This window comes from Pseudomonas sp. H2_A10 (assembly GCF_054680085.1).
Genome location: NZ_CP162821.1, coordinates 4,170,266 through 4,192,021 on the forward strand (window position 1 = coordinate 4,170,266; position 21,756 = coordinate 4,192,021).

Below are 21,756 nucleotides of genomic sequence, written 5' to 3' on the forward strand. Positions count from 1 at the left end.
AACGCAATTCAAACGTGGGAGGGAGCAAGTCGAACCGTCGCACCGCCCCTCCCACCTTTAGACCGCAGTGCTTCAGTTGACTCCCAGCTCCACCACCCCGCCATTCAACCGCACCGGCCACACCCGCAAGCGCTGGTTCGGCGCCTCCAGGCACTGGCCGTCCTGCAAACGGTAATGCTGTTTGTAGATCGGCGCAGCCACCACCAGCTCCCCCTTGATACTGCCCACCAAACCGCGCCCGATCACGTTCGCGCCGGATTCCGGGTCGTGGTTGTCGATGGCGTACAGCGTCTGGTCCTGCGCGCCGGGCAGGTAGAACAGCGCCACCTGCGCGCCGTCGAGCCACACCACCACGCCGGAGTTGCTCACCAGATCGGTCTCGTTGCACACGCTTTTCCAGGCGGCCAGGTGTCGCTGAGTGTTGGGCTGGCTCATCAGGCAATCTCCTCGATGACGGGAATCAGGTTGAGTTCGGCGGCCATGATCGGCCGGCGCTGGCCACGTTCCTGGACAAAGTGGATGTCCGGATCGGGGCGCTTGTCGTTGACGAAGGTGCGAAAGCGCTTGAGTTTTTCCGGGTCTTTAAGGGCATTGGCCCATTCGCATTCGTAGCGGTCGACCACAAGCTGCATCTGCGCTTCCAGCTCGGCACCCAGGCCCAGGCTGTCGTGCACGATCACATCCTTGAGGAAATCCAGGCCACCTTCCAGGCTTTCGCGCCACACCGAGGTGCGCTGCAGCTTGTCGGCGGTGCGGATGTAGAACATCAGGAAACGGTCGATGTACTGGATAAGCGTGGCGTCGTCGAGGTCGGTGGCGAACAGTTCGGCATGGCGTGGGCGCATGCCGCCATTGCCGGCGATATAAAGGTTCCAGCCCTTCTCGGTGGCAATCACGCCCACATCCTTGCTCTGCGCTTCGGCGCACTCACGGGTGCAACCCGACACCGCGAACTTGAGCTTGTGCGGCGAACGCAGGCCCTTGTAGCGGTCCTCGATCAGCAAGGCCATTTTCACGCTGTCCTGCACGCCATAACGGCACCAGGTGCTGCCCACGCAAGACTTCACCGTACGCGTGGATTTGCCATAGGCGTGCCCGGTTTCAAAGCCGGCGGCGATCAGTTCGGCCCAGATGTCCGGCAGCTCGTGCAGTTGCGCGCCAAACAGGTCGATGCGCTGGCCGCCGGTGATCTTGGTGTAGAGGTCGTATTTCTTCGCCACTTCGCCGATCACAATCAGCTTGTCGGCGGTGATCTCGCCGCCCGGAATGCGCGGCACCACAGAGTAGGTGCCGTTCTTTTGCATGTTGGCCATGAAGGTGTCGTTGGTGTCCTGCAACGGCACCAGCGAGGCGTCCATGATCGGTTGGTTCCAGCAGGAAGCCAGGATCGAGCCCACCGCCGGTTTGCACACGTCGCAGCCGGTATGGCCGCGCCCGTGTTTGGCCAGCAGTTCTTCGAAGGTGATCACCCCTTCCACACGCACCAGGGCATACAACTCCTGACGGGTATAGGCGAAGTGTTCGCACAGGCTCTTGTCGACGCTGACGCCACGGGCAATCAACTCATGCTCGAAGACCTGCTTGAGCAAGCCGGCGCAACCACCGCAACCGGTGCAGGCCTTGGTCTGCGCCTTGAGCTGGCCGAGGTCGCTGCAGCCGGCATCGATGGCCGAGCAGATCGCGCCCTTGTTGACGTTGTGGCACGAGCAAACAGTGGCCGACTCCGGCAACGCGCCTGGCCCAAGGGTGGGCGCGCCGGCGGACGACGGCAGGATCAGGCTGGCCGGTTCGGCGGGCAGCGCAATCGCGTTCTGCATGTATTGCAGCAAGGTGTCGTAGTAGCTGTTGTCGCCGACCAGCACCGCGCCGATCACATGCTTGCCACTTGCGTCCACCACCAGGCGGCGGTAGCTGGCGCTCGCCTCGTCGACGAACTGATAGCTGCGCGCACCCGGCGTGTGGGCGTGGGCGTCGCCAATGGAGCCCACGTCGACGCCGAGCAACTTGAGCTTGGTCGACATATCGGCCCCTACGAACGGCTCGGCGGCCTGCCCGCACAACAGCGCGGCAACCCCTCGGGCCATCTGGTACCCCGGCGCGACGAGGCCGAACAGGCTGCCGTTCCACGAGGCGCACTCGCCAATCGCGTAGATGTGCGGGTCGCAGCTCAGGCATTCGTCGTTGATCACCACACCGCCACGCGGGCCGATTTCCAGGCCGGCCTGGCGTGCCAGCGCGTCCTGGGCACGGATACCGGCCGAGAACACGATCAGGTCGGTTTCGAGAAACTCGTCATTGGCAAAGTTCATGCGGTAGCGGTACTGCTCGCCCGCGCTGATCGACTGAGTGGCGCGGGACAGGTGCACACCCACGCCCAACCGCTCGATCTGGGCCTTGAGCGCCAGACCGCCAAAGTCATCCAGTTGCACCGGCATCAAGCGCGGCGCGAATTCCACTACATGGGCTTCCAGGCCGAGGCTTTTCAAGGCATTGGCGGCTTCCAGGCCGAGCAGGCCACCGCCGACCACCACGCCACGCCGGGCATTGGCCGCCGCCGCGCGAATGGCATCGAGGTCTTGCAGGGTGCGATACACCAGCCGCGAATCGCCTTCGGCGCCTTCAATCGGCGGCACGAACGGGTAAGAGCCGGTGGCCAGCACCAAGCTGTCGTAGGCCACACAGCCTTGCGCGGTGATCACCTCGCGGCGTGCGCGATCAATTTCCAACACCGGTACACCCAAGTGCAAGGTCACGCCCGGCGTCTGGTACAGCGACGCCTCGGACAGCGCCAACGACTCGGCGTCGCGGCCGGTGAAGTATTCGGACAGGTGCACACGGTCATAGGCACGCATCGGCTCTTCGCTGAACACATGCAACTGGTAGTGCTCCAGCGCCCCGCGCTGGATCAACTGCTCCACGCAATGGTGGCCGACCATGCCATTGCCGACGACGATCAGGGTTTTCAGCTCTTTCAGATTGGCGATCTTGGAATTCATATCAGCACCCGACGACGCTCATCACGGTTAAAAAAAGCAAAAAAAAACGCCTGAAACCTTACGGTTCCAGGCGTCTTTGCCTGTTCTTTTGCGGGATCGGTTCGGACGACATCGCCGGATCCATCGCTTTATGCCCATGACCTTTTATGGCCTGTCGATCGTCGTTGACCGAGTGGGGTTGAAGGGGAGCTTGCAGGCTCTGTGCCAATCCGGCGCAAGCCTGTTGTCACGGCTGCGCAAGGCCTTCAACCGCGCCCAACACCTGCGATTGCGCCTCCAAGTGGTGCGCCTCGCCTCAAAACAGCGCACCTGCCCCCGCCGGTTTACCGATGCGACGTGTGGCGAGCGAGCTTGCCCCGCGCAGTACAGCAAGCCCCGCGCCTCACCAAAAGCCGCTTATGCCACGGGTTGGAAAAGCTGGCGCGTGACTTGCTAGGAACACCTCAAGAGCAATCAACGCTGATTGCCCACACACGACAAAGGCGCCGTGCAGCCCCCGTTTTCAAACGGAGGGTTGCAGGGCGCTTTTTTGTTGTCGGGCAAAAAAAGTTTCGAGGGTTACGGATGGCAAACCAGAACGTACACAGCGTCTGTCCTTATTGTGGCGTGGGCTGCGGCATCGTCATGCAGGTCCAGAACAATAAAGTGGTCAAGGTCGTCGGCGACAAGGACCACCCCACCAACTTCGGCCGCCTGTGCACCAAGGGCACCACCTGCGGGCAAGCCATCGCCGAGTCCGGGCGCATGGAAAACGCTTACCTGCGGGAGAACCGCGAGCACGACCCAGTGCGTATCGCCATGGATACCGCCATCGACGAAACCGCCGGGCGCTTGCGCCACATCCTCGACCGCGATGGCCCCGATGCGCTGGCGTTCTACGTGTCCGGGCAGATGTCGCTGGAAGCCCAGTACCTGATCAATAAGCTGGCCAAGGGTTTTGTACGCACCCGCAATATCGAATCCAACTCGCGCCTGTGCATGGCCAGCGCGGGCAGCGGCTACAAACTCTCGTTGGGCTCCGACGGCCCGCCGGGTTCCTATGAAGATTTCGACCGCGCCGACCTGTTCTTTGTGATCGGCGCCAATATGGCTGACTGTCACCCGATCCTGTTCCTGCGCATGATGGACCGGGTCAAGGCCGGGGCGAAGCTGATCGTGGTTGACCCACGGCGCAGCGCCACCGCCGATAAGGCCAACCTTTATCTGCCGGTCAAACCGGGCACCGATCTCGCCCTGCTCAATGGTTTGCTGCACCTGCTGGTTAAAAACGGCCATACCGACCCGGCCTTTATTGCCGCGTTCACCGAAGGCTGGGAGGCCATGCCGGGTTTCCTCGAGGATTACCCGCCGCATACCGTCGCCCAGATCACCGGCCTTGCCGAAGCGGATATCCGCCAAGCCGCCGAGTGGATCGGCCACGCCGCCGAATGGATGAGTTGCTGGACCATGGGCCTCAACCAGAGCACCCATGGCACGTGGAATACCAACGCCCTGTGCAACCTGCACCTGGCCACCGGCGCAATCTGCCGCCCCGGCAGCGGGCCGTTTTCCCTCACCGGCCAACCCAATGCCATGGGTGGCCGCGAGATGGGCTACATGGGCCCGGGCCTGCCGGGGCAACGCTCGGTGCTGGTGGCAGCCGACCGCGCCTTTATCGAGGACCTGTGGCAAATCCCCCACGACAGCCTGCCGCGCGAAGCAGGCACCGGCACCGTGGCGCTGTTCGAGCAGATGGCCGCCGGGCAGATCAAGGCGTGCTGGATCATCTGCACCAACCCGGTCGCCAGCGTGCCGAACCGTCAGACCGTGATCGATGGCCTGCGCGCCGCCGAGTTGGTGATCACCCAGGACGCGTTCCTCGACACCGAGACCAACCGCTACGCCGATATCCTGCTGCCCGGCGCGCTGTGGGCCGAAGCCGAAGGGGTGATGATCAACTCCGAGCGCAACCTGACCTTGATGCAAAAAGCCGTCGAGCCTCCCGGCGAGACCTTGCCCGACTGGCAAATCATCGCCCAGGTCGCCTGCGCGATGGGGTTTGCCGAGGCCTTCACCTACGCATCCGCCAGCGAAGTGTTTGAAGAAATCAAACGCGCCTGGAACCCCAAGACCGGCTACGACATCCGCGGCGCCAGTTACGCGCGCCTGCGCCAACAACCGCTGCAATGGCCGCTCGCCACGGCGGATGCGCCGGCTCGCAACCCGATCCGCTACCGTGATCACGGCACCCTCGCCTTCGCGACCGACAGCGGCAAAGGTCAGTTTTTCCCGCGCCCGCACATGCCGCCGGCGGAAATGCCCGATGACGCCTTCCCCTTCGTGCTCAACACCGGTCGCGTGCAGCACCAGTGGCACACCCTGACCAAGACCGGCAAGGTCGCCACCCTGAACAAACTGAACCCCGGCCCGTTCGTGGAAATCCACCCCGACGATGCCGCGCGGCTGGGCATCAGGGCCAAGGACCGGGTGCAGGTGCGCTCCCTGCGCGGCCACGCGGTGCTGCCCGCCGTGATCACCGAGCGGGTACGCCCCGGCAGCTGTTTCGCGCCGTTTCACTGGAACGATGTGTTTGGCGAGCACCTGGCGATCAACGCGGTGACCCACGACGCGGTCGACCCGATTTCGCTGCAGCCCGAATTCAAGTGTTGCGCGGTTGCCCTGGCGCGGGTCGAGTTGATCGATCACCAGTTCCTCGACCAACCGGCCTCCACCCATCCTGACCTTGCAGAGGACCTCGCCATGTCGCGCGCCGACGCTTTCGCCGAACTCGCCGGTATTCGCAATGTGCCTGCACCGTCACTCAGTGATAGCGAGCGCAGCTACCTCGCCGGGTTCCTCAGCGGCCTGCAATCCGTTGCCGGGAGCCAGGCCCACGGGGTACCGGTGATGCCGGCGAGCGCGCCGTTGGCCGAGCAAACGCGGCTGTGGCTGGACGGTATGCTCGCGGGGTTATTCAGTCGCGCGCACACCACCCCGGCGCCCTCCCCGGACGTCACCCTGTTGTGGGCCTCGCAAACCGGCAACGCCGAAGCCCTGGCTGAACGGTTCGCCAAGCGCCTGCGCGAAGGCGGCATCAGCGTCGAACTGAGCGCGATGGCGGACTTCCCGGCCAGCAGGTTGGCCAACACGCAGAACCTGGCGCTGATCAGCAGCACTTTTGGCGACGGCGACGCGCCGGACAATGGCGAAGCCTTCTGGCACAGCCTCAGCACCGTCGAAACACGCCTGGAGTCGCTGCGTTTTGCAGTGCTGGCCTTGGGCGATCCGAATTACGACCAGTTCTGCAAACACGGCAAGCGCCTCGACCAGCGCCTGCTGGAACTGGGCGCCACACGCCTGTTGGAACGGGTGGACTGCGACACCGAATTTGAAGAACGCGCCGATGCCTGGCTGACGCGCTTGCAGCAAACGCTGCACCCGACAAAATCCGTTATCCAAGCCACGCCCGCCGGCAAAACCAAGCTGCACGGCTCACGGCTGCTGCTCAACCGGCACCTGAACCCCCACAGCCAACACAAGGAAACCCGCCAGTTCGCCCTCGACCTCGCGGACTCGGGGCTGACCTATGAACCCGGTGACGCCCTTGGCGTGCGGCCGCGTAACTGCCCGGAATTGGTCAGCGAACTGCTCGACCTGACGCGCCTTGGCGCCAACACCACGGTAAACATCGACACCTTCGGCGATGTGCCGCTGCAACAGGCCCTGACCCAGCATTTCGAAATCGCCCGGCCCAGCAGCGAGACCCTTGCCTTTATCGCCGAGCGCAGCGCCAACCCAGGCCTTGAGCAATTATTGCGGCCCGAGCACAAGGCCCAACTGAACGAGTGGCTGTGGGGCCGGCAACTGGTGGATGTGCTGCAACACTACCCCATCGACTGTTCGGCGGATGAGTTGCTCGGCACCCTCAGGCGCCTGCAACCGCGCCTGTACTCGATCGCTTCCAGCGCCAAGGCGCACCCGCAGGAAGTGCACCTCACCGTGGCGGCCGTGCGGTATGGCAAGCGCAAGGGCGTGTCGTCGACCTTCCTCGCCGACCGTGTCGGTGACGGCGAGGTGCCGGTGTTTGTGCAACCGTCCAAGCACTTTCGCACGCCCCGCGACGGCGATGTGCCCATGATCATGATTGGCCCGGGAACCGGCGTGGCGCCGTTCCGCGCGTTTTTGCAGGAACGCCGCGCCCTCGGGCACCCGGGGCGCAACTGGTTGTTCTTTGGCGAACAGCACGCCGCCAGCGACTTCTATTACCAGGACGAACTGCAAGGCATGCAACGCGACGGTTTGCTTACCCATCTGAGCCTGGCGTTCTCGCGCGACCAGGCGCAGAAGATCTATGTGCAGGACCGCATCCGCGAACAGGGCGCCGAGCTGTGGCGCTGGTTGCAGGACGGCGCCAGGCTGTACATCTGCGGCGACGCCAGCCATATGGCCAAGGATGTCGACCAGGCACTGCGTCAGGTGGCGCAAACCCACGGCGGGCTTGGTGCGCAGAGCGCCGTGGAGTATTGGCGCCAACTGAGCGAGCAGAAACGTTATCTGCGTGATGTGTATTGATTGGATACAGAACAATCGCGTTTTGTATTGTGTACAAAAAACCCTAAAGATTTACCTTGGCCGGGCCGAAACATCAGTGATAGCAAATCGCCGTGGTTCTTTTTCTGGAACCTGACGATTTGGCCGCCCTCTACGCTGATGGTCGTCTCGATGAAAATTAAAAATAAGCTTGTACTGGCTTTTGTCTCCGTTGCGTTTATCCCGGTAAGCCTGGTGGCGGTGATCTCTGTGATGAATACACGGACCCAGGCGGTCGATCAGTTCATCGACGGCAGTACCCGCGAAATCCGCCAGATCGACGGTAACATCCGTCAGTTCTTCGACGGCACGCAGCAAAACGTCGATCAGATGGCCACCGATCCTGTATACACGTCCATCGACACGCTGAAGAACTACCAACCCGCCGACGCCGCGAGCCAGCCGATGCCGGCGGCCGCGCAGGCGGTTATCGAGCGCTTCGCGCGTTTCGGTGCGACCCACCCGTCGGCGGCGATCCTGTCCATCGGCCTGGAAGACGGTACCTACGTCAAATGGCCGGATGACCCGCAACTGGCTAAATACGATCCCCGTGCGCGCCCCTGGTACAAGGCGGCAATGGCCAGCCCCGGCAAAACCGTGCGCACCCCGGCGTATTACTACGACAAAGACGACGTGGCCCTGGTCGGCACCGCGCGCGCGTTGCTGGACAACGCCGGCAAAGCCAAAGGCGTCTTCGTGGTCAGCGTGTCGCTGAAAAACCTCACCGAGCTGGTCAAGAGCATCAAGCTCGGCGAAAGCGGCTACGTGATGCTGATCGAAGACGGCGTGGTGCTGGTCGACCCGCGCGACGCCGCCCACAGCTTCAAACCGCTCAAGGATCTCGGTGCGGCCTATGCGCAGCTGGCGAATACCGCCCAAGGCTCTACCGATGTGGAGATCGACGGCGTGCGTTACATGGCCAACGTGTGGACCTCCCCCGGCCTGGGCTGGCGTTATATCGGGCTGATCGAACACAACGAAGTGATGGCCGAAGCCACGCGCATGACCTACCTCACCGTGGCCATCGTCGGCGTGCTGGTGCTGATCTTCGGGTTGCTCGCGGCGGCGTTTTCCAAGGTCATCGTCAAGCCCATCGGCCAGGTCAGCACCGGTTTGCAGTCCATCGCCCAAGGCGAGGGCGACCTGCGTCATGAATTGCAGGTGCAGGGCAAGGATGAAACCGCCGAACTGGCGGGCTGGTTCAACAAGTTTCTCGCGGCCATTCGCCAATTGATCCAGCACATCGGCGCGGCCTCGGCCAATTTGCAGAACGCCTCGAAGGTCAACAGCGAGGTGGCGCATAACATGAACGAGGCCGCCGGGCGCCAACGCGAGGCAGTGGAACTGGTGTCGACGGCATTCAACGAAATGGTCGCCACCGCCAACGAAGTCGCCCGTTCGTGCAGCGGCGCCGCCGAGTCCGCCGAAAATGGCCACCGCCGCGTCGCCGAAGGCAAGCAGCAGATCGAGCTGACGACCGAAAACGTCAACCGCCTGGGCCGCCGCCTCACCGAATCGTCCCAGGCCATGGTCGAGCTGGAGGCCGGCAGCCGCAGCATCAACCAGATCCTCGGCACCATCCGCGCGATTGCCGAACAGACCAACCTGCTGGCGCTCAACGCCGCGATTGAAGCCGCGCGGGCCGGCGACCAGGGCCGGGGGTTTGCGGTGGTTGCAGACGAAGTCCGCGCACTGGCCAAGCGCACCTCCGATTCCACCAGTGAGATCGAGCAACTGCTCGGCACCCTGGGCAGCAAGACCGAAGAAGTCACGCAGAAAATGGGCAGTTGCCTGGACCTGTCAAAGGCCAGCGTGTCGTCCATCGAAAGCGCGCGGGACAGCTTTGAGGGTATCCAGTTATCGGTGAATGAAATCCGCGACCAAAACCTGCAAATCTCCGCCGCCGCCGAGGAGCAACACAGCGTCGCCGAAGAGATCAACCGGCACATCCAGCAGATCTACGACGAAGCACGGCTGGTGGAAAGCCTGGCCAACTCCGCACAGGACGACTCGGGACGGTTGTCGAACCTGTCGGATGAGCTGAATGGATTGGTGGGGCGGTTCAAATCGTAAAGGGCTGGATGCCGGCCCGGCGGTGAACACCGATGTCGGTAACAACAGAGATCAAATGTGTGGGGGCTTGCTTCCGATAGCGGTGTGCCAGCCACCCCACCAGCCAGCCCTGCCGCCGCCATCGAAGCCTCGCTGAAGCTCGACATCTCCCGCAGGGGGATTGGCGGCGGCTGCAGTTCTCATGTGCGATGCACCTCAATCACCACCCCCTCCTCCTCACTCGGCACACAGAAATGGCGTGTGATCAGATCAAACTCGGCATCCGTCGCGGCGAAATCATGGTCACCGCGCGCATTGCGCGCATGCAGCCGTGCACGGCACGTGTCGTCGTCGAGCTCGAGGTAGTGCAGGCGGTGCGGCACCTGGGCTGCCTGGGCCAGGCCAACCAGCCATTCGCGTTGGCTCAGGGTATTGGCCGGAAAATCCAGCACCACGTTATTGCCTGACGCCAGCAGGTTGATAACCAGCGGCCCCAACACCCCACGAATGCGCTGGGCGCAGCGCAGGTAGTCGCTGATCGACAGGATTTCGCCGGGGTACAACTGCGCAAGCCACTGGTCTTCGCTCAGCAGTATCGCGCCGTGTTCAACGGTGAGGCGGTGGGCAAGCGTTGACTTGCCCGAGGCGATCTTGCCGCACAGCAGGTGCAGGGTTGGCATGGGGATGCTTCCTTTGTGTGGCACTGAAGCATGCCATCTTTGACGCTGTTTCCTAACATTTCAGCGTCAATTGCCCTGAACTTTCCTACTTGCGCTGCGTTCACTTCCTATGTGCTGCCCCGACCTGGGGCGTTGATAACGTTGGAAAGCAACAAGGAGTCGCCGCCACCATGACTACCCTCTCCACCTACCGCCCTACGCCAGGCCCGCTGCACGCGACCTTGCTCGCCGGCACCGTGCCGTTGTTCCTTGGCGCCCTGCTCAGTGACATTGCCTACGGCAAGACCTACCAGATTCAGTGGGCCAACTTCGCCTCGTGGTTGATTGCCGGCGCGCTGGTGTTTGCCGGGCTTGCGCTGTTGTTTGCGCTGGTCAACCTGGTGCGCGCCGAACACAAGGCCGGGCAGCCGCTTGCGTACTTCCTGTTGTTATTGGCGACGTGGGTGCTCGGCTTGGTCAACGCGTTCCAGCATGCCAAGGACGCCTACGCGATGATGCCCACCGGCCTGGTGCTGTCGGCGATCGTTGCCGTACTGACGCTTGCGGCGACCTGGATCGGGCTGCGTTCGGGAGGTGCCCGATGAAAACGTCCAGCACATTGACCCTGTTGAGCGCCGCCCTGTTGCTGAGTGCCTGCGGTGGTGAAGGCGACAAGACCCAGGCCCACGGCCCCGATCCCAAACTGGCCGAGCAACAAAGCAGCCTGATACCAAGCATGAAAATCGCCGAACCGACCCCCTGGGGCGAGCAGAAACCCAAGGTACCCGAAGGCTACAGCGTCACGGCCATCGCCACCGACCTGGCGATCCCGCGACAGACGCTGGTGCTGCCCAACGGTGACGTCCTCGTCGCAGAAGGCCGTGGCGGCAGTGCGGCCAAGCTCAAGCCCAAGGATGTGATCGCCAGCCTGATCAAGGCCCAGGGCAACACCCAGGTCAAGGGCGGCAACCGCCTGACGCTGCTGCGCGATGCCGATGGTGACGGCACCTACGAACTGAAGACGGTGTTTGCCGAGAACCTCAACGCGCCCTACGGCCTGGCGTTTGCCGACGGCAAACTCTATGTGGCCAACCAGGACGCGCTGGTGCGCTTCGATTACACCGACGGCCAGACCAAAGCCGCCGGCGCGCCGACCAAAGTCACCGACCTGCCGGCGCAGATCAACCATCACTGGACCAAATCCCTGGCCATCAGCGCCGACGGGCGCCAGCTGTATGTGGGCATCGGTTCCAACAGCAACGTCACCGAACGCGGCATGGAAGTGGAAATCGACCGTGCCATGGTCTGGCAGATCGACGCCGCCACCGGCGCGCATAAACCCTACGCCACCGGCCTGCGCAACCCCACGGCACTGACCATGCAACCCGGCACCGGGCAACTGTGGACAGTGGTCAACGAACGTGACGAACTCGGCCCCGACCTGGTGCCCGACTACCTGACGTCGGTGCGTGAAGGCGCCTTCTACGGCTGGCCCTACAGCTACTGGGGCCAGAACGTCGACCCGCGCGCCCAACCGCAGGACCCGGCCAAAGTCGCCGCCGCGATCAAACCGGATTACAGCCTGGGCTCCCACGTGGCCGCGCTGGGCGTGGACTTTTCCATCCCGGCCATGGGCGACACGTTTGCCGACGGGGTGTTTGTGGGTGAACACGGCAGTTGGAACCGCCCGAACCCGGTGGGCTACAAGGTGATCTTCGTGCCGTTCAGCAACGGCAAGCCATCCGGCGAGCCGATTGATTTTGCGACCGGTTTTCACGGGGACGACGGCAAGACCCGCGGGCGCCCGGTGGGGGTGACGGTGGACCCAAAAGGTGCGCTGATCATCGCCGATGACCTGGCCAATACCGTGTGGCGGGTGACGCGGACTCAGTAACCGCTGATACCTGTCTGCCTGATGGAGATCCAAATGTGGGAGGGCTGTGCCCCTCCCACATTAAACTGCGCAGTTTGTAAGATTTTTATACGATCAATATTGATTTTTCGACTGGCGTTCGCGGGGGACGATGGCCCCCAAAGGTGCTCAGCTGTCGCCTTCACTCTGCAACTGCGCCTCCAGCCAGCCGAGCAACGCCGCTACCTCTGCCCGGCTGCCCGCCTCTTGATGCCGGTAAATCGAAATCGCCTCGGGCAGGTACACCCGCTCGGCGCATGGCCGCACCAGCGCACCACTTTCAATCAACCGGCCCGCCGTACGCTGCCAACCCATGGCGACTCCGTGCCCCTCCACTGCTGCCTGCAACATCAGCGGGTAGCTATCGAACGTGACACTGCGCGCATCCTCGGCCAATGCCTGACCGAACACTTGCAACCAGCTTTCCCACTCCATCAGGTGCGGAGGCTCGGAGCTGTGGTGCAAAAACGTGCATGACTGCAATTGGGCCAGCGACAGCGGTTTTGGCGCGGCGAGATAGGCCGGGCTGCACACTGGAAATACCTCGTCGGAGGCGGTGAACATCAACGGATGCGCGCCACTGGCGCGCCGCGTGCTTTGTAGGGCGACGTCGAAGGGGTCATTGAATTCCGTCAAAGGGCGGGTGGAGGTCACTACCTGGATTTCGATCTGTGGGTATTGCTGGTGGAAGCTCGACAGACGCGGCATCAGCCAATAAAACGCTTCGCACAACTGACAGAGCAACACCACCCGGTTGCTGTGTGGTGAGGCTCGCAAGCGGGCGGCGCTGTCACGGATGCTGTGCAATGCGTCGCTGACCACGCGCGCCAGGTCCTGCCCTTGCGGGGTGAGGAACACCGCACGGTTGCGCCGATAAAACAGCTTCACCCCGAGGTTGTCCTCTAGCCCGCGTATCTGGCGGCTGATGGCGGCCTGAGTAATGTGCAGCTCATCACCCGCCTTGGAAAAACTACCCAGGCGCGCCGCCGCTTCAAACGGCAACAAACTGGCCAGGGGCGGTAGGGTTTTGCCGAGCGTATTCATAATGGGAGGTTATGCATCCAGGGCCGAGAACTCGTTTGTAGCACAGCGGCAGGCCTGGGCACCATGCACCCACTCCCTGATGGATAACCCTGATGAACTCAATGCAAACGTCGATGCGCACCGGCGTGGCGCTGGCGGTGGTGGCGACCCTGGGCTGGGCGCTGAACTTCATCACCCCTTACGTCAGTGGCGCCTATAGCCTCTACGACCTGATGGTGGTGCGGTTTCTGATTGCAGGAATATTGGGCCTGATGGGTACCCTGCTGTACCGTGCCCACCTGCGTGTGCTCGGGCCAGGCCAATGGTGCGTCGCCGCAGCGCTCGGCGCACTCGGTTGCCTGGGGTACGGCGTGTGCATCGCTGCGGGTGTGGTATTCGGCGGCCCGGTACTGACGCCCACGTTGGTCGGCCTGGTTCCGGTGTTGCTGGCGCTGGTGGGCAATGCCAGCGACAAGACCGTGCAGTGGCGTCGGCTGGCGACGCCGCTGGCCAGCGTAACGGCAGGGTTGTTGCTGTCGAGTCTCAGCAGCGCGCATCAGCCGTCATTGGGCATCGTCGCCTGGCTGGCCGGGTTGTTTTTTTCGGTGGGTGCAGTGGCCTTGTGGGTTGGCTTCAGTGTGATCAACCAACGGCAATTGATGAAACTGCCGGCGTCAGCCACCGGGCTCTGGAGCGCGCTGATGCTGCTGGGCGCAGGGCTCGCGACGCTGTGCCTGCTGCCTGTTGCGCTGGCGCTGGGCTTGCTCGAACTGCCAACCGCAGGTTTCAGCCTGCCCCAGGCAGGACCGTTGTATGCCTGGGGTTTGATCATCGCGGTGATGTCCACCGTGGTGGGCGCCTGGGCCTGGAACGCCGCAACCCGGCGCCTGCCCATGGTACTGAGCGGGCAATTGATTGCCCTCGAGTCGCTCTTCGCCACGCTGCTCGGCCTAGGGTTTCACGGGCGCTGGCCAACGCCGACGGAAACGGCAGGCCTGGCCGCCGTGCTGATGGGCGTGGTAATGGCGGTGCGGATCATCCTGAGCGGGGCAAGCGTCCCTGTAAAACGGGGCTTGATCGACTCAAGCCCCGGCCGCTTTACAGATCAGTGATTTCCTTGTGGCGCGGCACCAGCGTCTTCATCACGCTCCAGGCCACCAGATACGCCAGCGCGCAGATGGCGAACATGATCATGTAGCCGGTGTGGATGTCGTTGATCGACTTGTAGTAGTCGAACACCCAGCCGCCGATCTTGGTCATCACCACGCCGCCCAGACCACCGGCCATGCCGCCAATGCCCACCACCGAGGCCACGGTTTTCTGCGGGAACATGTCGGACACGGTGGTGAAGATATTGCACGACCACGCCTGGTGCGCGGAGGCGCCCACGCCGATCAACACCACCGGTACCCAGAAGCTGATATAGCCCAGCGGTTGGGCCAGCAACACCACCAGCGGGAACAATGCGATCACCAGCATGGCCTTCATGCGGCCGTCATACGGCGCATCGCCACGCGCCATAAAGTAGCTGGGGAACCAGCCGCCGCCGATACTGCCGACCATGGTCATGCTGTACAGCACGGCCAGCGGCATCACGATATCGGCGCCTTTCATGCCGTACTGCGCCGACAGGTAAGTGGGCAGCCAGAACAGGAAGAACCACCATACGCCGTCGGTCATGAACTTGCCGAAGGCAAAGGCCCAGGTCTGGCGGTAGGTCAGCAGCTTGAACCACGAGACTTTTTTCTCGGCCATGCCGACGGGCGCCTTGGCAAACGGCTGCACGGTCTGGTCGCTGCGGATGTAGGCCAGTTCTTCGGCCGAAAGACGTTTTTGCTGCTCGGGTTTTTCATACACCGCCGCCCACACCGCCACCCACACGAAGCCGAGCATGCCGATGACCATAAAAGCCGCTTCCCAGCCCCACATGCCGGCAATCAAGGGCACGCAAATCGGCGCCAGGATCGCGCCGACGTTGGCGCCGGAGTTGAAGATACCGGTGGCCAGTGAGCGTTCTTTCTTGGGGAAATATTCGGCGGTGGCCTTGATCGCAATCGGGAAGTTACCCGCTTCGCCAATCGCCAGCACAGCGCGCGACAGCATGAAACCGGCAATCGACACCGGAATCACCGCCAGCCCGATGGCCCCGCTGACGGCGGCGATGCCCTCGCCCATCGGCACCGAGAACGCATGCATGATTGCGCCGGTGGACCAGATCGCAATCGCGATGACATAGGCGGCCTTGGTGCCGATCTTGTCGACAAAGCGCCCGGCGAACAGCATGGAAATCGCATACACAAACTGGAACACCGCCGCGATGTTGGCGTAGTCGGTGTTGCTCCAGCCAAATTGCGTGGACAACTGCGGGGCCAGCAGGCTGAGTACCTGGCGGTCGAGGTAGTTGACGGTGGTGGCGAAAAACAGCATCGCGCAGATGGTCCAGCGATAGTTGCCGACCGCCTGGCCAACACGATGGGCACTGATGGGCTCGTTCAGATTCATGGCATCACTTTTATTTTTGTTAGGTAGGACATAGGTAACGTCATATGTCGTCGTACAACTGTGGCTTTTATATCGGGCCGCTCGCGGGGTGTCAATCTGAAAAATCGCGAATTGTCGAGGTATCACGTGGTTACTAAACGTTTCAGGAAAGCCAGGTTGTAGGATGACAAACGGTTTTAATCCTCAATTGAGAAAAAACACGCTTAAAGGTGAATTATTTCATGTGCGCTTGTATCTGAACTGACAGAGCGGTGCTGTCGCAGTGATAGCACTCCCCTTGTTCAGTTTTAGAGTGGTTCGCATGAAATTACGTAAGAAGAGCGTCAAACCCATCGGGTTGAATGACATCACCATTGTCGACGACACCAAGGTGCGCAAGGCGATCACCGCCGCCGCCCTGGGTAACGCCATGGAATGGTTCGACTTTGGCGTGTATGGGTTTGTCGCCTATGTGCTGGGCAAGGTGTTCTTCCCGGACGCCTCGCCCAGCGTACAAATGATCGCCGCACTCGGCACGTTCTCGGTGCCCTTCCTGATTCGCCCGCTCGGCGGCCTGTTCTTCGGCGCGCTGGGCGACAAATACGGGCGCCAGAAAGTCCTTGCCGCGACCATCGTGATCATGTCGCTCAGTACCTTCGCCATCGGCCTGATCCCCGGCTATGCCTCGATCGGCATCTGGGCGCCGATCCTGTTGCTGCTGTGCAAGATGGCCCAAGGCTTCTCGGTGGGCGGTGAATACACCGGCGCGTCGATTTTCGTTGCCGAATATGCGCCGGACCGCAAGCGCGGTTTCCTCGGCAGCTGGCTGGACTTCGGCTCGATTGCCGGTTTCGTGCTCGGTGCCGGTGTGGTGGTGCTGATCTCCAGCGTGCTGGGCGAAGCCGAATTTGAAGCGTGGGGCTGGCGCCTGCCGTTCTTCCTCGCCCTGCCCCTGGGCATCATCGGCCTGTACCTGCGCCACGCGCTGGAAGAAACCCCAGCGTTCCAACAGCACATGGACAAGCTCGAACAAGGCGACCGCGAAGGCCTGAGCCAAGGCCCCAAAGTCTCGTTCAAGGAAGTTGCCACGCAACATTGGCGCAGCCTGCTGACCTGCATCGGGATTGTCGCGGCCACCAACGTGACGTACTACATGCTGCTCACCTACATGCCCAGCTACCTGTCGCACAACCTGCACTACAAAGAAAACAGCGGCGTGCTGATCATCATCGCGATCATGGTGGGCATGCTGTTCGTGCAGCCGTTCATTGGTTTTGTCAGCGACAAGATCGGGCGCAAGCCATTCATTATCGCCGGCAGCATTGGCCTGCTGTTTCTGTCGATCCCGGCGTTCATGCTGATCACCAGCGGCAAGATCGGCCTGATCTTCGCCGGCCTGTTGATCCTGGCGGTGATCCTCAACTTCTTTATCGGCGTGATGGCCTCGACGTTGCCGGCGATGTTCCCTACCCACCTGCGCTACAGCGCGCTGGCGAGTGCGTTCAACGTTTCGGTATTGATCGCCGGTGTCACCCCGACCGCCGTGACCTGGTTGGTGGAAAGCACCAACGACCTGTACATGCCCGCCTATTACCTGATGGTGTTTGCGCTGGTCGGCCTGGTCACCGGCCTGACCATGAAGGAAACCGCCAACAAGCCCCTGCGCGGCGCGGCACCGGCGGCGTCGGACATGGAAGAGGCCAAGGAGTTGCTGCAGGAACACCACGACAATATCGAGCAGAAGATCGAAGACATCGATGCGCAGATTGCCGAATTGGAAGCCAAGCGCAAGAGCCTGGTGCAGCAGCATCCCCGTATCAACTAAACCCTTACCCCGCGTGGTGGCCGAGGCCACCACGCTGCCGGAGTGTTCAGCATGCTTTCGAGCGTCACCGCCCCACAATCGCTGCTCAGCCCGGAAGAGCGCGCTGCGATTGCCGAAATAGAAGCCACCACCAGCATCCTGCAACTGGTCACGCGCCTGACCAACATGCGATTTGCCGGCATCGCCAAGTTCACGGACCAGGACTGGATCGTGTGCTCGGCCTACGACCCCATGGAAATGGGCATCAACGTAGACGATGTACTCGACCTGGAAACCACCCTGTGCAGCGAGTTCTGCGTCAACCCGCAGACCTTGTTCATCCCCCAAGTCAGTGCAGACGGTCGCTTTGCCACGCGGCCCGTGGTCAAGCAATACGCCATTGAAAGTTACGCGGGAGCGCCGATCTTCCTGCCTGACGGTCGCCTGTTCGGCGCGCTGTGCGCGCTGGATTCGCGCGCGATGCTGTTTGACGACCCCAACCTGCCGGAAACCCTCAGCCTGTTCGCCCGGCTGATCGGCTGCATCTTCTTCGCTAATTTAACGGCGAATGATTGCTAGGCGCCGATTGGCCACGCAGGTCGGCGATATCGCGCTTGGGCGGCACACCGTGTCAGTGGCCGCGCCGTGCGCTGCCGCAGCGCCTGAACCTCTAAATATTTCGCCGGGGCCGCCGATAGCCTGTCATACCACTGACTTGCAGCGAGGCCCTGCGCAAAATAATGCCCAACTCTCTCGCCCCTATCGTCCGCTCGCTCTCCTCTCGCACCAGCTTGTCGCTGACGCGCACCTCACTGTTCAACTTCATGATCCTGCTGGCCGGTGTGTTTGCGGCCGCGGCGTACTCGCTGATCTACCTTGCCCACGACATGGACCGGTCAGAGCAAGCCGAGAGTGCATTTCATACGCATAAAGCCATGCAGGCGATGGAGAAGTCCATGCGTTTGAACGTCAAGGACTACGCCTTCTGGAGCGATGCCTATCGGCATCTTCACCTGCATGTCGATGAAGACTGGGCCTATACGCGCGGCAATGTCGGGGCGACGTTGTACCAGGATTTCGGTTTCCAAGGCGTGTTTGTGGTCAACGATGCCGACCGCACGGTGTATGCAGTGGTCGAGGGCGAACAGCAACCCTTTGAGATCAGCGAGTGGCTCGACCAGCCCCTCACCGCCCTTCTCGAACAGGCGCGGGCGGGGGTTGAAAACGAAACATCGGTGAGCACCCTCATCAACGTGCGCGGCAACCCTGCGCTCGTGGCCGCCGCCGCCATCACGCCAGGCACCGACCCCACGGTGGTCGCCGATGAGCGGCGGGCCTCGGTGCTGGTGTTCGTCAATATTCTTGACGGCGCCAAACTGGGCGTGATCGGCGATGACTTCGGCGTGGCCAAGCTGCACATCGCCACAGCCGCCGACATCGCCAAGGGTGTGTCGCTGCCCCTCGGCGACAACGGCAGCGCGGGCAGCCTGTATTGGCAGCCGGAGCAGCCCGGCAAGCGTTTGATGGGCGTCGCCCTGCCGCTGCTGGGCCTGGCGGCGTTGCTGGTGTGCCTGATGACCTGGATGATTTTGCGGCGCAGCACTGCGGCCGCCCTTGCCCTCGATGCCAGCCATGACTCGTTGCAAAACAGCCAGAACGCCTTGGCCACCAGCGAAGCGCGCTTTCGCGATGTGGTGGAGGCCAGTTCCGATTGGGTGTGGGAGATCGATGCCGAGTGGCGCTTTACGTATTTGTCGGAGCGTTTCGAAAGCGTCACCGGCTTGGCCCGTGATACGTGGATCGGCGCGGCGATGAACGACCTGCTGGAGACCGAAGACGGCTTGCTGTCGCAATGGTTGTGCACGCCGGGGCGCCGCCCCGACCTCAGCGTGCAATGCCTGTACCTGGATGCTAAGGGGCAAGAGCGCACCACCCGGTTGTCGGCGCGGCAAATGCCCTGTGGCGGGTTTCGTGGCACGGCCACCGACGTGACCGAAGAAGTCGAGGCGCGCCGGCGTATTGAGTTTCTGTCCCTGCATGACGCCCTCACCGGGTTGCCCAACCGTACGCGCCTGCAAGCCTTCCTCGACAGCAAACTCAAAGCGCTGCCGCCGCCGGAACGCCCGCTGGTCATGCTCAGCCTGGACCTGGACCGCTTCAAGCCGGTCAACGACTTGCTCGGGCATGCCGCCGGCGACCGCGTGCTCAATGAAGTGTCGAGCCGCCTGAGCGCTTGCGTGCGCCATGGCGACCTGGTGGCGCGGGTCGGTGGCGATGAGTTTGTGCTGATCCTGACCGATGCCGGCACGCAGGACGACGTCGAAAACCTGTGTCGGCGCTTGATCGGGTCGATCGAGCAGGCCATCCGCATCGATGACCAGGACGTGTTTATCAGCGCCAGCATCGGCATCACACTGGCGCCCAATGACGCCAGCGAGGTCACCGAGCTGCTGCGTTACGCTGATATCGCGCTGTACGAGGCCAAGGCGGCCGGGCGCAATACCTGGCGGTTTTACTCGGGTGAGATGAACGCGAAAATCATCGAACGCCGCCGCCTGGAAAGCGACCTGCGCTATGCGATCAAACATGAGGAATTGCGCCTGCACTTCCAGCCACGCTATCGCATCGCCGATGGGCAGATGGTCGGGGCCGAAGCGCTGGTGCGCTGGCAGCACCCGGTGCGCGGGCTGATCGCCCCGGACACCTTCATCCCGATTGCCGAAGAGTCGGGGTTGATCCTGTCCCTCAGCGATTGGGTGCTGGCCACCGCCTGCGCCTGTGCCGCCAAATGGCCGGACAACCTGTTCGTGTCGGTGAACCTCTCGCCCATCGAATTCAAGCGCGGCCACCTGGTACAACGCGTACGCCAGGCGCTGAATACCGCGGGCATCGACCCGGCGCGGGTTGAGCTGGAAATTACCGAGAGTGTCATGCTCGAAGATGCCGTTGTCGCGCTTGAGGTGATGCACACCCTCAAGCAGTTGGGCATTCGCATCGCCATGGATGATTTCGGCACCGGGTATTCATCCCTCAGCTACCTGCGCGCCTTCCCGTTCGATGGGCTGAAAATCGACCGCAGCTTCCTGACCCGGCTCGAAGACAGCGAGGGTGACATGGCCATTGTCCAGGCCATCATCGGCCTCGGGCGCGCCCTGACACTCACGGTGACCGCCGAAGGCATCGAAACCGCCGAGCACCTGGCCATGCTCAAGGCCGTGGCCTGTGATGAGGGCCAGGGTTACTTCCTCAGTCGCCCCATGGATATCGATGCGTTCACCAACCTGCTGATGGATGATCACCAGCGAACCCATCAGGCATAACGCACGTGGGTCAGTAGGACAGTTCTACGCGCGAGGCGTGATGCGCTATTTGAAAAAGTGACTCGGCGTCTTGCCGAACTGCTTCTTGAACATGCTGGTAAACGCGCTCGGGCTGTCATAGCCGAGCGCCAGGGCCACGTCGATGATCTTCTCGCCCAGCGCGATGCGCTCCAGTGCCAGCAGCAAGCGTGCCTGCTGACGCCATTGGCCGAAGGTCATGCCGGTTTCCCTGCGGAACAAGCGCTGGATGGTTTTCTGGTCCAGGCCCAGGCGTTCGCTCCAGTGCGCGACGGTGGAGGCGTCGCCGGGGTCCTGTTGCAGCGCCAGGCAGATTTGCCGTATACGCGGGTCGCCAGGCTGCGGCAAGGACAACGGCAGGGCCGGCAACAGGGCAAGCTCATCGAGGATCAGGTGCATGATCCGGGCGTCCCGCGAGTCCTCGGCATAGGGCGGCTTCAAACTGACCGAGGCCTTGATCAGCTCGCTCAGCAGGGGCGAGATGCTCACCGCCTTGGTCTCGGTGGGCAGGTTGGGGAAGCTGTCGGCGCGGACAAACACGCTGCGCATCTTCAGCGGCCCCACGCACCGCAAGGAATGCACATGCCCGCTGGGCATCCAGAAACCGCGATGGGGAGGCACCGTCCATTGGTTCTGCGCCGAATGCACGACCATCACGCCTTCAGTGGCATAGAGCAGTTGATGCTTATCGTGGCTGTGGTCGGGGATCACCCAATTTTCCGGGTAATCGGTGGCCGAACTGATCACGGCCCAATCGCCCTCGTCGATCTCTTGCAGGAATTTATCCAGGGATTTGATCATTTCGCCCTTTTTGCGACAGTTGTTGCCCCGATTTCGCGAGACAGGCATTTTTCAGGAATCTAGCATAAACCCCGAAACAATTTGAAATGGGCAGCCGGCTCAAGTACTGGCTGCCCCTGTT

The 21,756-nt window shown here is 62.4% G+C and carries 14 protein-coding genes and 1 pseudogene; 9 read left to right on the forward strand and 6 right to left on the reverse strand.

All coding sequences use genetic code 11. The features are described from left to right. Window positions 1-72 precede the first annotated feature (72 nt). Together nirD and nirB are read right to left on the reverse strand one after the other, a co-directional pair. The gene (gene nirD / locus AB4O23_RS19680) at window positions 73-435 is read right to left on the reverse strand and encodes a nitrite reductase small subunit NirD (RefSeq protein WP_017530412.1); all 363 of its coding nucleotides are present in this window, start codon (window positions 433-435) and stop codon (window positions 73-75) included. Further along, the gene (gene nirB / locus AB4O23_RS19685; RefSeq protein WP_065878487.1) at window positions 435-2,996 is read right to left on the reverse strand and encodes a nitrite reductase large subunit NirB; all 2,562 of its coding nucleotides are present in this window, start codon (window positions 2,994-2,996) and stop codon (window positions 435-437) included. The genes nirD and nirB overlap by 1 nt, the downstream gene beginning before the upstream one ends. A 564-nt stretch (window positions 2,997-3,560) precedes the next feature. On the opposite strand from nirB, the gene AB4O23_RS19690 reads away from it, so the two are divergent. The 3 genes and pseudogenes from AB4O23_RS19690 (at window position 3,561) to AB4O23_RS19700 (ending at window position 9,638) form a co-directional block, all read left to right on the forward strand. Beyond that, window positions 3,561-7,547 (forward strand): bifunctional nitrate reductase/sulfite reductase flavoprotein subunit alpha, encoded by a 3,987-nt coding sequence (locus tag AB4O23_RS19690; RefSeq protein ID WP_223496558.1) that lies wholly within the window; start codon window positions 3,561-3,563, stop codon window positions 7,545-7,547. Window positions 7,548-7,895: 348 nt separating this feature from the next. After that, window positions 7,896-8,735 (forward strand): annotated as a pseudogene (locus AB4O23_RS19695) (cache domain-containing protein); the annotation flags it as partial. 198 nt (window positions 8,736-8,933) lie between these two features. Then, window positions 8,934-9,638, forward strand: coding sequence for a methyl-accepting chemotaxis protein (locus AB4O23_RS19700; RefSeq protein WP_460149559.1), 705 nt, complete (start codon window positions 8,934-8,936; stop codon window positions 9,636-9,638). Window positions 9,639-9,817: 179 nt separating this feature from the next. Here AB4O23_RS19700 and AB4O23_RS19705 read toward each other — a convergent pair whose 3' ends face one another. Next, on the reverse strand, window positions 9,818-10,297 hold the full coding sequence (locus tag AB4O23_RS19705; protein WP_017530417.1) for a P-loop nucleotide/nucleoside kinase family protein: 480 nt from the start codon (window positions 10,295-10,297) through the stop codon (window positions 9,818-9,820). A 170-nt stretch (window positions 10,298-10,467) separates the two neighbouring features. Here AB4O23_RS19705 and AB4O23_RS19710 point away from each other — a divergent pair, with 170 nt between their 5' ends. Then, complete coding sequence (locus AB4O23_RS19710) at window positions 10,468-10,881, forward strand: DUF2231 domain-containing protein (RefSeq protein WP_017530418.1); 414 nt, start codon at window positions 10,468-10,470, stop codon at window positions 10,879-10,881. Further along, window positions 10,878-12,170 (forward strand): PQQ-dependent sugar dehydrogenase, encoded by a 1,293-nt coding sequence (locus AB4O23_RS19715; protein ID WP_135196560.1) that lies wholly within the window; start codon window positions 10,878-10,880, stop codon window positions 12,168-12,170. Before AB4O23_RS19710 ends, AB4O23_RS19715 begins: the two co-directional genes overlap by 4 nt. A 147-nt stretch (window positions 12,171-12,317) precedes the next feature. Here the strand turns inward: AB4O23_RS19715 and AB4O23_RS19720 are convergent, their stop codons facing one another. Then, window positions 12,318-13,232 (reverse strand): LysR substrate-binding domain-containing protein, encoded by a 915-nt coding sequence (locus tag AB4O23_RS19720; protein WP_065878481.1) that lies wholly within the window; start codon window positions 13,230-13,232, stop codon window positions 12,318-12,320. 92 nt (window positions 13,233-13,324) lie between these two features. On the opposite strand from AB4O23_RS19720, the gene AB4O23_RS19725 reads away from it, so the two are divergent. Next, window positions 13,325-14,323: a DMT family transporter gene (locus tag AB4O23_RS19725; RefSeq protein ID WP_017530421.1), complete on the forward strand. Its 999-nt coding sequence runs from the start codon at window positions 13,325-13,327 to the stop codon at window positions 14,321-14,323. Here the strand turns inward: AB4O23_RS19725 and AB4O23_RS19730 are convergent. Then, window positions 14,310-15,713, reverse strand: a complete 1,404-nt coding sequence (locus tag AB4O23_RS19730) for an MFS transporter (RefSeq protein WP_460060311.1) — start codon at window positions 15,711-15,713, stop codon at window positions 14,310-14,312. The genes AB4O23_RS19725 and AB4O23_RS19730 overlap by 14 nt on opposite strands. A gap of 301 nt (window positions 15,714-16,014) precedes the next feature. On the opposite strand from AB4O23_RS19730, the gene proP reads away from it, so the two are divergent. The 3 genes from proP to AB4O23_RS19745 all read left to right on the forward strand — a co-directional run bounded on the left by proP (window position 16,015) and on the right by AB4O23_RS19745 (window position 20,816). After that, window positions 16,015-17,517, forward strand: coding sequence for a glycine betaine/L-proline transporter ProP (gene proP / locus AB4O23_RS19735; RefSeq protein WP_460069280.1), 1,503 nt, complete (start codon window positions 16,015-16,017; stop codon window positions 17,515-17,517). A 51-nt stretch (window positions 17,518-17,568) separates the two neighbouring features. Further along, window positions 17,569-18,075 carry a GAF domain-containing protein gene (locus AB4O23_RS19740; RefSeq protein WP_017530424.1) on the forward strand — a complete coding sequence of 169 codons (507 nt, stop codon included), beginning with the start codon at window positions 17,569-17,571 and terminating at the stop codon, window positions 18,073-18,075. A 161-nt stretch (window positions 18,076-18,236) separates the two neighbouring features. Then, the gene (locus AB4O23_RS19745; protein WP_137220282.1) at window positions 18,237-20,816 is read left to right on the forward strand and encodes a bifunctional diguanylate cyclase/phosphodiesterase; all 2,580 of its coding nucleotides are present in this window, start codon (window positions 18,237-18,239) and stop codon (window positions 20,814-20,816) included. A gap of 45 nt (window positions 20,817-20,861) precedes the next feature. On the opposite strand, the gene AB4O23_RS19750 is transcribed toward AB4O23_RS19745, so the two are convergent. Beyond that, on the reverse strand, window positions 20,862-21,683 hold the full coding sequence (locus AB4O23_RS19750; RefSeq protein WP_020379923.1) for an AraC family transcriptional regulator: 822 nt from the start codon (window positions 21,681-21,683) through the stop codon (window positions 20,862-20,864). Window positions 21,684-21,756: the final 73 nt, after the last annotated feature.